Annotated in this window: 7 protein-coding genes and 1 rRNA gene; all 8 read left to right on the forward strand. The window is 40.4% G+C overall.

Going from position 1 to position 9,710, the window contains the following annotated elements; translation table 11 throughout:
* The first annotated feature begins 120 nt into the window (after positions 1-120).
* Positions 121-1,461 carry a chromosomal replication initiator protein DnaA gene (gene dnaA / locus FXF70_RS04865; protein ID WP_008347594.1) on the forward strand — a complete coding sequence of 447 codons (1,341 nt, stop codon included), beginning with the start codon at positions 121-123 and terminating at the stop codon, positions 1,459-1,461.
* A gap of 196 nt (positions 1,462-1,657) precedes the next feature.
* Positions 1,658-2,794, forward strand: a complete 1,137-nt coding sequence (gene dnaN, locus FXF70_RS04870; RefSeq protein WP_008347596.1) for a DNA polymerase III subunit beta — start codon at positions 1,658-1,660, stop codon at positions 2,792-2,794.
* A 150-nt stretch (positions 2,795-2,944) separates the two neighbouring features.
* Positions 2,945-3,160, forward strand: a complete 216-nt coding sequence (gene yaaA / locus FXF70_RS04875) for a S4 domain-containing protein YaaA (protein ID WP_008347598.1) — start codon at positions 2,945-2,947, stop codon at positions 3,158-3,160.
* A gap of 16 nt (positions 3,161-3,176) precedes the next feature.
* The gene (recF, locus tag FXF70_RS04880) at positions 3,177-4,289 is read left to right on the forward strand and encodes a DNA replication/repair protein RecF (RefSeq protein ID WP_007497487.1); all 1,113 of its coding nucleotides are present in this window, start codon (positions 3,177-3,179) and stop codon (positions 4,287-4,289) included.
* Positions 4,290-4,306: 17 nt separating this feature from the next.
* On the forward strand, positions 4,307-4,552 hold the full coding sequence (gene remB, locus FXF70_RS04885; RefSeq protein ID WP_008360920.1) for an extracellular matrix regulator RemB: 246 nt from the start codon (positions 4,307-4,309) through the stop codon (positions 4,550-4,552).
* A gap of 57 nt (positions 4,553-4,609) precedes the next feature.
* Positions 4,610-6,526 carry a DNA topoisomerase (ATP-hydrolyzing) subunit B gene (gene gyrB / locus FXF70_RS04890; RefSeq protein ID WP_025206585.1) on the forward strand — a complete coding sequence of 639 codons (1,917 nt, stop codon included), beginning with the start codon at positions 4,610-4,612 and terminating at the stop codon, positions 6,524-6,526.
* 233 nt (positions 6,527-6,759) lie between these two features.
* Positions 6,760-9,264, forward strand: a complete 2,505-nt coding sequence (gene gyrA / locus FXF70_RS04895) for a DNA gyrase subunit A (protein ID WP_046526899.1) — start codon at positions 6,760-6,762, stop codon at positions 9,262-9,264.
* 366 nt (positions 9,265-9,630) lie between these two features.
* Positions 9,631-9,710: ribosomal RNA gene (locus FXF70_RS04900) — 16S ribosomal RNA — on the forward strand; the annotation flags it as partial.

Here is a 9,710-nt window from a genome sequence, read left to right on the forward strand (position 1 = left end):
TATATTAATTGTTTTCAACAAAGTATGTGCACGAATGGTGATGACCATTTGCTCTTTTTCGTGTTCTATAACAGTTTGATACTGGTCATTTTAAAAAGAAAAGGAGGGGGGAGAAGCCTTATGGAAAATATTTTGGATCTGTGGAATAAAGCACTTCAAAAAATAGAGACAAAATTGAGCAAACCTAGTTTTGAAACATGGATGAAGTCCACTAAAGCCCATTCTCTTCAAGGAGATACGCTGACTATTACTGCACCTAATGAATTTGCAAGAGACTGGCTCGAGTCAAGATACCTTCACTTAATTGCAGATACCATCTATGAACTGACAGGCGAAGAGCTCAGCATCAAATTTATTATTCCTCAAAATCAGGACGAAGAGGAAGCCATGCCAAAATCTCCAATCAAAAAAATGTCGAAAGAAGAACCCGTTGAAATTCCACAAAATATGCTGAATCCAAAATATACATTTGATACTTTTGTTATTGGTTCAGGCAACCGTTTTGCTCATGCCGCTTCACTTGCAGTCGCAGAAGCACCAGCAAAAGCATATAACCCGCTTTTTATTTATGGGGGCGTTGGTTTAGGAAAGACTCACTTAATGCATGCGATCGGTCATTACGTCATCGACCATAATCCATCAGCCAAAGTGGTCTATCTATCATCTGAAAAATTCACAAATGAATTTATCAACTCAATCCGGGACAACAAAGCAGTCGATTTCCGTAATCGCTATCGGAATGTAGATGTGCTTTTGATAGATGATATTCAATTTTTAGCAGGAAAAGAACAAACACAAGAAGAGTTTTTCCATACATTCAACACACTTCACGAAGAAAGTAAGCAAATCGTCATTTCTAGTGACCGTCCGCCAAAGGAAATTCCGACACTTGAAGACAGATTACGCTCTCGATTCGAATGGGGCTTAATTACAGACATTACCCCGCCAGATCTAGAAACGCGTATTGCGATCTTACGTAAAAAAGCAAAAGCAGAAGGTTTAGACATTCCGAATGAAGTCATGCTTTATATTGCCAATCAAATCGACAGCAACATTCGGGAACTGGAAGGTGCTTTGATTCGTGTTGTTGCTTACTCTTCTTTAATCAATAAAGACATCAATGCTGATCTAGCAGCTGAAGCCCTAAAGGACATCATTCCTTCATCGAAACCTAAGGTGATTACAATTAAAGATATTCAAAGAATTGTAGGGCAGCAATTTAATATTCGATTAGAAGATTTCAAAGCGAAGAAACGTACGAAATCAGTTGCTTATCCAAGACAAATTGCGATGTATCTCTCTAGAGAAATGACAGATTCCTCTCTACCTAAAATCGGAGAAGAATTTGGCGGACGAGATCATACGACCGTCATTCATGCTCATGAGAAAATTTCAAAATTAATCGTTGAAGATGAACAGCTTCAGCAGCATGTCAAAGAGATCAAAGAACAACTAAAATAATCAAGCTGATAAGATAAGTACGGGAAAATGTGAATAACTAGAGCATAGTCATACACAGTCTGTCCACATGTGGATAGGCTGTCTTTCCTTTCTTTCTACTGACTTATCCACATATTCACAAGCCCTACTAGTACTTCTACGATTTTTATTAAATAAATATATATACATGTCATTAAGAAAAATTAGGAGGACCACTATGAAATTCACGATTCAAAAAGATCGTCTTGTTGAAAGTGTCCAAGATGTATTAAAGGCCGTATCCTCTAGAACAACGATTCCTATTTTGACAGGGATTAAAATTGTTGCATCTGACGAAGGGGTTTCTCTCACAGGGAGCGATTCTGATATCTCAATCGAATCTTTTATTCCTCAAAGAGATGGAGATTTAGAAGTCATTACAATTGATCGACCAGGAAGTATTGTGCTGCAAGCCCGCTTCTTTAGCGAAATCGTTAAGAAACTGCCTATGTCTACTGTCGAAATTGAGGTAGAACAAAATCATCTGACCATCATCCGCTCTGGTTCAGCAGAATTTAATTTAAACGGCTTAGATGCTGAAGAATATCCGCATCTGCCACAAATTGAAGAGCATCATGCTTTTCAAATTCCAACAGATTTGCTTAAAAACCTTATCCGTCAAACGGTTTTCGCAGTGTCCACCTCAGAAACACGACCTATCTTGACAGGTGTAAACTGGAAGGTTGAAAAAGGTGAATTAATATGCACAGCAACGGATAGTCATCGTCTTGCTTTAAGAAAAGCGAAGTTGGATATTAACGAGGAAAGCTCGTACAATGTGGTCATTCCTGGAAAGAGTTTAACAGAGCTAAGTAAAATTCTTGATGATGGACAAGATCTTGTGAGCATCGTCATTACGGAGACACAGGTTCTCTTTAAAGCACAGAACGTGCTGTTCTTCTCAAGATTGCTGGATGGTAATTACCCAGATACAGCTCGCCTCATTCCGCAAGAAAGTAAAACGGATGTAGTGGTGAATACGAAAGAATTCCTTCAAGCGATTGATCGCGCGTCACTTTTAGCAAGAGAAGGGCGTAACAACGTTGTGAAGCTTTCTGCTGATCCTGCGCAAAGCCTTGAAATTTCTTCTAATTCGCCTGAAATCGGTAAAGTAGTTGAAACGGTGCAAGCAGATGACATTAAAGGGGAGGATCTCAAAATCTCTTTCAGTCCGAAATATATGCTTGATGCTTTAAAAGTATTAGAGGGAACAGAGATTCATGTCAGTTTCACTGGCGCAATGAGACCATTCCTATTACGCACGCCAAATGATGATTCCATTTTGCAATTGATTCTTCCAGTTAGAACGTATTAATTTGGTCTAAAATGGCTGCTGTGTGAGCGCACAGCAGCTTTTTTCCTCGTTTCCTCAGCTTTCTTTCATCCCAGTTCGCTTTCCCCCTTTCCTTCTTGTCTTGTTTTTTAGTACAATTAGATATTAGTGATATTGAAAGAGGTCGATACAATGCCTAATCTGATAACGATTGAAACAGAAATGATTACATTAGGGCAGTTTTTGAAATTAGCCGAAGTCATTCAATCTGGTGGAATGGCGAAGTGGTTTTTAAGTGAACATGAGGTGTTCATCAATCAAGAGCCAGATAATAGACGGGGACGCAAATTATACCCAGGTGATGTTGTCGAGATAGAAGGTCACGGCACATTTCAAGTTGTGAATTAGAAACGGGTGACAATACATGTACATTCAAAGTCTGGCGTTAACTTCATACCGAAACTATGAACACACCGAGCTTCAATTCGACAATAAGGTGAATGTGATGATTGGTGAGAACGCCCAAGGTAAAACGAACCTGATGGAAGCGATCTATGTATTGTCGATGGCAAAGTCTCATCGTACGTCAAATGATAAAGAACTTATCCGATGGGACGAAGACTATGCTAAAATAGAAGGTAGAGTCATCAAAAAAAATGGTCCACTCCCCATGCAGCTCGTGATCTCAAAAAAAGGAAAAAAGGGCAAGGTCAATCACATTGAACAACAGAAACTCAGTCATTATGTTGGTGCCTTGAACACCATCATGTTTGCACCAGAGGATCTCAGCCTTGTGAAAGGTAGCCCGCAAATCCGCAGAAGATTCCTCGACATGGAGATTGGACAAGTGTCTGCTGTCTACTTGCATGATTTATCGCTCTATCAAAAAATCCTCACTCAGCGAAATCATTACTTGAAACAATTGCAAACAAGAAAGCAAACGGATCAAGCGATGCTGGAGATTTTAACAGAGCAGTTGATTGATGCGGCAGCGAAGGTTGTCAAAAGACGACTGACTTTTACGAAACAGCTCGAAAAATGGGCGCAGCCGCTGCATTTTGGGATTTCAAGAGAGCTGGAAACGCTCACGCTCCAATACCAGACGGCCATAGAGGTATCAGAAGCGTCAGACTTGTCGAAAATAAAAAATAGCTATGAAGAATCGTTTCAGAAACTAAGAGACAGAGAAATAGACCGAGGGGTGACGCTATGGGGGCCTCACAGAGATGATCTTCTTTTCTTTGTGAATGGTCGGGATGTTCAGACATATGGCTCTCAAGGGCAGCAAAGAACAACAGCTCTTTCACTAAAGCTGGCAGAAATTGATCTGATTCATGAAGAAATCGGTGAATACCCAATTCTTCTACTCGATGATGTTTTATCTGAACTTGATGATTACAGACAGTCTCATTTGCTCCATACCATTCAGGGACGTGTACAGACCTTTGTCACCACTACGAGTGTTGAAGGCATCGATCACGCCACCCTGAAAGAAGCGGAAATTTTCAGAGTAGCCAGTGGAAAAGTAATTGACTGATAAATGAGGTGTGAGTCTTGTATATTCATTTAGGTGATGATTGTGTTGTTTCTACACGAGAGATTGTCGCAATTGTTGATTACAAAATGAGGTCATCTTCTGTTGTAGAGGAATTTCTTCAAAAACAAGAAGAACAAATCATTTCGTTGTCACAAGGGACACCTAAATCCATCGTCGTCACAACTGAATCCGTGTATTACTCTCCTCTTTCCTCAAGCACGCTCAAAAAACGTGCTTCATTTGTGATTGAAATTGAAGTCTAAAAGCTCAATTCATATAAATATATCGTTTAAGAAAAGTGTAGGTGAATGTACGTGGCAATGGAACAGCAACATAATAGTTATGATGAAAATCAGATACAGGTGCTCGAAGGACTAGAAGCGGTTAGAAAACGTCCAGGAATGTACATTGGGTCAACCAGTGCAAAAGGACTTCACCATCTTGTATGGGAAATTGTCGACAACAGTATTGATGAGGCTTTAGCTGGTTATTGTACAGACATTACAGTGCAAATTGAAAAAGATAATAGCATCACAGTGAAAGATAACGGCCGCGGAATTCCTGTTGGGATTCACGAAAAAATGGGACGTCCTGCTGTAGAAGTCATTATGACGGTTCTTCACGCTGGTGGTAAATTTGACGGCAGCGGTTATAAAGTATCTGGCGGTCTGCATGGTGTAGGGGCATCTGTTGTTAATGCGTTATCTACGACCTTAGACGTGACTGTATACCGTGATGGAAAAATTCATTATCAACAATTCAAACGCGGTGTTCCAGTTGGAGATTTAGAGATCATTGGTGAAACAGATGTAACAGGGACAACCACTCATTTTGTGCCAGATCCAGAAATTTTCACTGAAACCATTGAATTTGATTACGACACACTTGCTAACCGTGTACGTGAGTTAGCTTTCTTAACAAAAGGCGTCAACATCATCATTGAAGACTTACGTGAAGGCAAAGAGCGAAGAAACGAATACTGCTATGAAGGCGGTATTAAGAGCTATGTAGAACATTTGAATCGCTCGAAGGAAGTCGTTCATGAAGAACCAGTTTACATCGAGGGTGAAAAAGACGGAATCACCGTTGAAGTTGCACTGCAATACAACGATTCCTATACAAGCAATATTTATTCTTTCGCCAATAACATCAACACATATGAAGGCGGATCACACGAAGCTGGCTTTAAAACCGGTCTGACGCGTGTCATCAATGATTATGCTCGTAAAAATGGCGTATTCAAAGATGGAGACTCGAATTTGAGCGGTGAAGATGTACGAGAAGGCTTAACAGCCATTATCTCTATCAAACATCCAGACCCTCAATTCGAAGGACAAACGAAGACAAAGCTCGGTAACTCAGAAGCAAGAACCATTACCGACTCCCTCTTCTCCGAAGCACTTGAGAAATTCCTCTTAGAGAACCCTGATGCTGCAAAGAAAATTGTGGAGAAAGGTGTGATGGCAGCTCGTGCAAGAATGGCTGCCAAAAAGGCACGTGAGCTGACAAGACGTAAAAGTGCACTGGAAGTCTCTAGCTTGCCTGGGAAACTGGCAGACTGTTCTTCTAAAGATCCTTCCATCTCTGAGCTTTATATCGTAGAGGGAGATTCTGCGGGCGGATCTGCTAAGCAAGGTCGTGATCGACATTTCCAAGCGATCTTACCGTTAAGAGGGAAGATCCTAAACGTTGAAAAAGCCCGACTAGATAAAATTTTATCTAACAACGAGGTTCGTTCAATGATTACAGCGCTAGGGACTGGAATCGGAGAAGACTTCACTTTAGAGAAAGCACGTTATCACAAAATTGTGATCATGACTGATGCTGATGTTGATGGAGCGCATATACGGACGCTACTCCTAACATTCTTCTATCGCTACATGCGTGAAATCATTGAAAACGGTTATGTGTATATTGCACAGCCGCCTTTATATAAAGTGCAGCAAGGAAAACGTGTTGAATACGTGTATAACGATAAACAGCTAGATGAACTGTTAAAAACACTGCCTCAAACACCGAAACCTGGACTTCAGCGTTATAAAGGTCTTGGAGAGATGAATGCTACTCAGCTTTGGGAAACAACAATGGATCCTGATGCGAGAACACTTCTTCAAGTGACACTTGAGGATGCAATCGATGCTGATGAGACTTTTGAAATGCTAATGGGAGATAAAGTAGAGCCGAGACGTAACTTTATCGAAGAAAATGCACAATACGTAAAAAATCTTGATATTTAGATAGGTATCCCCCTTGAGAGCAACCTTATTTCTTGTTTGGAATAAGGTTGTTTTTCAAGAAACAGGGGCGTGAAACGAATGTCCTGGTTTTCTGCGTTTCGTTGATTTTCTAGTAAATAAATGTGTATAAAGGCAAGATTATTGATATAATGGAGAATAGTCTTGTGAAGATAAATACATATTTTACTCCCACATAATTTATTTCATGTGATACGTAAAGGGAGGTTCTTATAGTGAGTGAACAACATACACCAAATGTACGCGAAGTGAATATTAGCCATGAAATGCGTACGTCCTTTTTAGATTATGCAATGAGTGTTATTGTTTCGCGTGCATTACCAGATGTGCGAGACGGATTGAAGCCCGTGCATCGAAGAATTTTGTATGCGATGAATGACCTAGGTATGACAAGTGATAAACCATTTAAGAAATCTGCACGTATCGTTGGGGAAGTTATCGGTAAGTACCACCCTCACGGTGATAGCGCTGTATATGAAGCGATGGTTCGGATGGCGCAAGATTTCAACTATCGTAATATGCTGGTTGAAGGGCACGGGAACTTTGGTTCTGTCGATGGAGACGGTGCAGCAGCCATGCGTTATACCGAGGCACGTCTTTCTAAAATTTCGATGGAGATCCTGCGTGATATCACAAAGGACACCATTGATTATCAAGATAACTACGATGGCAGTGAAAGAGAGCCAGTCGTTATGCCTGCTAGGTTCCCGAACTTATTAGTGAACGGGGCAACAGGAATCGCTGTAGGGATGGCAACGAATATCCCGCCACACCAACTAGGTGAAGTGATTGATGGGGTATTGGCAATTAGTCAAAATCCTGAAATGACGACACAGGAACTAATGGACATCATTCCAGGTCCAGACTTTCCAACTGCAGGACAAATCATTGGCCGAAGCGGTATTCGTAAAGCGTATGAAACAGGACGCGGCTCTATTACATTACGTGCAAAGTCAAACATCGAAGAAACATCTAGTGGTAAGCAGCGCATTGTCATCAACGAGATTCCTTATCAGGTTAATAAAGCTCGTTTGATCGAAAAAATCGCTGATCTTGTTCGTGATAAAAAGATTGATGGCATTACAGATCTTCGTGATGAATCTGACCGTAATGGAATGAGAATTGTCATTGAACTACGAAGAGACGCAAACGTCCATGTTCTATTAAACAATCTTTATAAACAAACGACACTTCAAACGTCCTTCGGTATTAACTTGCTTGCACTTGTTGATGGACAGCCGAAAGTGTTGTCTCTCAAACAATGTCTTGAATATTACCTTGAGCATCAGAAAGTGATCATTCGTCGAAGAACGGCGTATGAATTGCGTAAAGCAGAAGCAAGAGCTCATATTTTAGAAGGCTTAAGAATTGCGCTTGATCACTTAGATGAGGTCATTGCCTTAATTAGAGGCTCTCAAACTGCTGAAATTGCAAGAAATGGTTTGATGGAAAACTATAGCTTGTCTGAAAAACAAGCACAGGCCATTCTCGATATGCGACTCCAGCGTTTGACTGGTTTAGAAAGAGAGAAAATAGAAGATGAATACAAAGGGCTTGTTGACTTGATTGCTGAATTGAAAGCCATTCTAGCAGACAATGAGAAAGTTCTAGAAATCATTAGAGAAGAATTAACAGAAATCAAAGAACGCTTCAATGATACGCGCCGCACAGAAATTGTGACAGCGGGTATAGAAACAATCGAAGACGAAGATTTGATTCCTGTTGAAAATATTGTGATCACACTGACTCATAATGGTTATATTAAGCGCCTGCCTGCATCAACATACCGCAGTCAAAAAAGAGGCGGTAAAGGTGTACAAGGAATGGGAACCAACGAAGATGATTTCGTTGAACAGCTGATCTCAACATCTACGCACGATACGATTCTCTTCTTCTCTAATAAAGGGAAGGTTTATCGAGCGAAGGGCTATGAGATCCCTGAGTTCGGACGAACAGCGAAAGGGATTCCGATTATTAACCTTCTTGAAGTAGAAAAGGGAGAGTGGATAAACGCCATTATTCCAGTCAGCGAATTTGATGAAGATTCGTATCTCTTCTTTACAACAAGACACGGTGTATCGAAACGAACGTCATTGTCTCAATTTGCAAACATCCGAAACAACGGTTTGATTGCACTCAGCCTGCGTGATGAAGATGAATTGATGGCTGTTCGTTTAACCAATGGTGAAAAACAAATCATCATCGGAACGAAAAAAGGAATGCTCATTCGTTTCGATGAGACAGATGTTCGTGAAATGGGACGTACAGCAGCTGGAGTTAAAGGGATCACACTTTCTGAGGATGACATCGTCGTTGGAATGGAAATCCTTGAGCCAGATGCAAACGTATTGATCGTAACTGAAAAAGGTTATGGTAAATTAACGCCTGAAAAAGAATATCGTGTCCAAAGCCGTGGTGGTAAAGGTCTGAAAACGTGCAAGATCACTGACAACAACGGTCCGCTTGTTGCAGTGAAGGCGACTAACGCTGAAGCTGAAGAAGACTTGATGATTATTACAGGTAGTGGTGTCATCATCCGTATGGCCGTTTCAGATATTTCCACAACAGGCCGAGTCACTCAAGGTGTCCGCCTGATCCGTCTAGGTGATGATGAACATGTCGCTACAGTGGCATTAGTAGAACAATCACCGGAAGACGATGAAGAGAATAGTGAAGAAAACGTAGAAAATGTAGAGTCAGATCAAGAGCAATCTGAGTAAAGATAAAGCCGGTTTTTCACCGGCTTTATTTTTTTTTGAAAAAACATGATTTTTTTTGAAGTTTATAATGCTTTTTTCATAGATATGTGTTAATCTTTCAAAGGAGCAAAAAGAGGCTCTATTTTTTATCTCTTTCATAACAAAAACTTCTTAAAAAAATAAAATGTTTTTCAAGAAAAATGTTGACTATTGATAGAGATATATGATATATTTAAGTGGTCGCTTTGAGAGAGTGACAAACAAGTTCTTTGAAAACTAAACAAGACAAAACGTACCTGTTAATTCGAGTTTTTATAAAAAAATCCTATGATACATCATAGGTAGTCAGTCAAACGCTGACGAAAAACAAAACTTCGGTTTTGTACTTTTTCGGAGAGTTTGATCCTGGCTCAGGACGAACGCTGGCGGCGTGCCTAATACATGCAAGTCGAGCGGACAGAAGGGAG

Source organism: Bacillus sp. Y3 (assembly GCF_008123875.1).
Lineage (GTDB): Bacteria > Bacillota > Bacilli > Bacillales > Bacillaceae > Bacillus > Bacillus altitudinis.

Excerpts from the sequence above, each read along its gene's own strand:
- dnaA (WP_008347594.1), top strand. The coding sequence starts at position 121 with ATGGAAAATATTTTGGATCTGTGGAATAAAGCACTTCAAAAAATAGAG.
- dnaN (WP_008347596.1), top strand. The coding sequence starts at position 1,658 with ATGAAATTCACGATTCAAAAAGATCGTCTTGTTGAAAGTGTCCAAGAT.
- yaaA (WP_008347598.1), top strand. The coding sequence starts at position 2,945 with ATGCCTAATCTGATAACGATTGAAACAGAAATGATTACATTAGGGCAG.
- recF (WP_007497487.1), top strand. The coding sequence starts at position 3,177 with ATGTACATTCAAAGTCTGGCGTTAACTTCATACCGAAACTATGAACAC.
- gyrB (WP_025206585.1), top strand. The coding sequence starts at position 4,610 with ATGGAACAGCAACATAATAGTTATGATGAAAATCAGATACAGGTGCTC.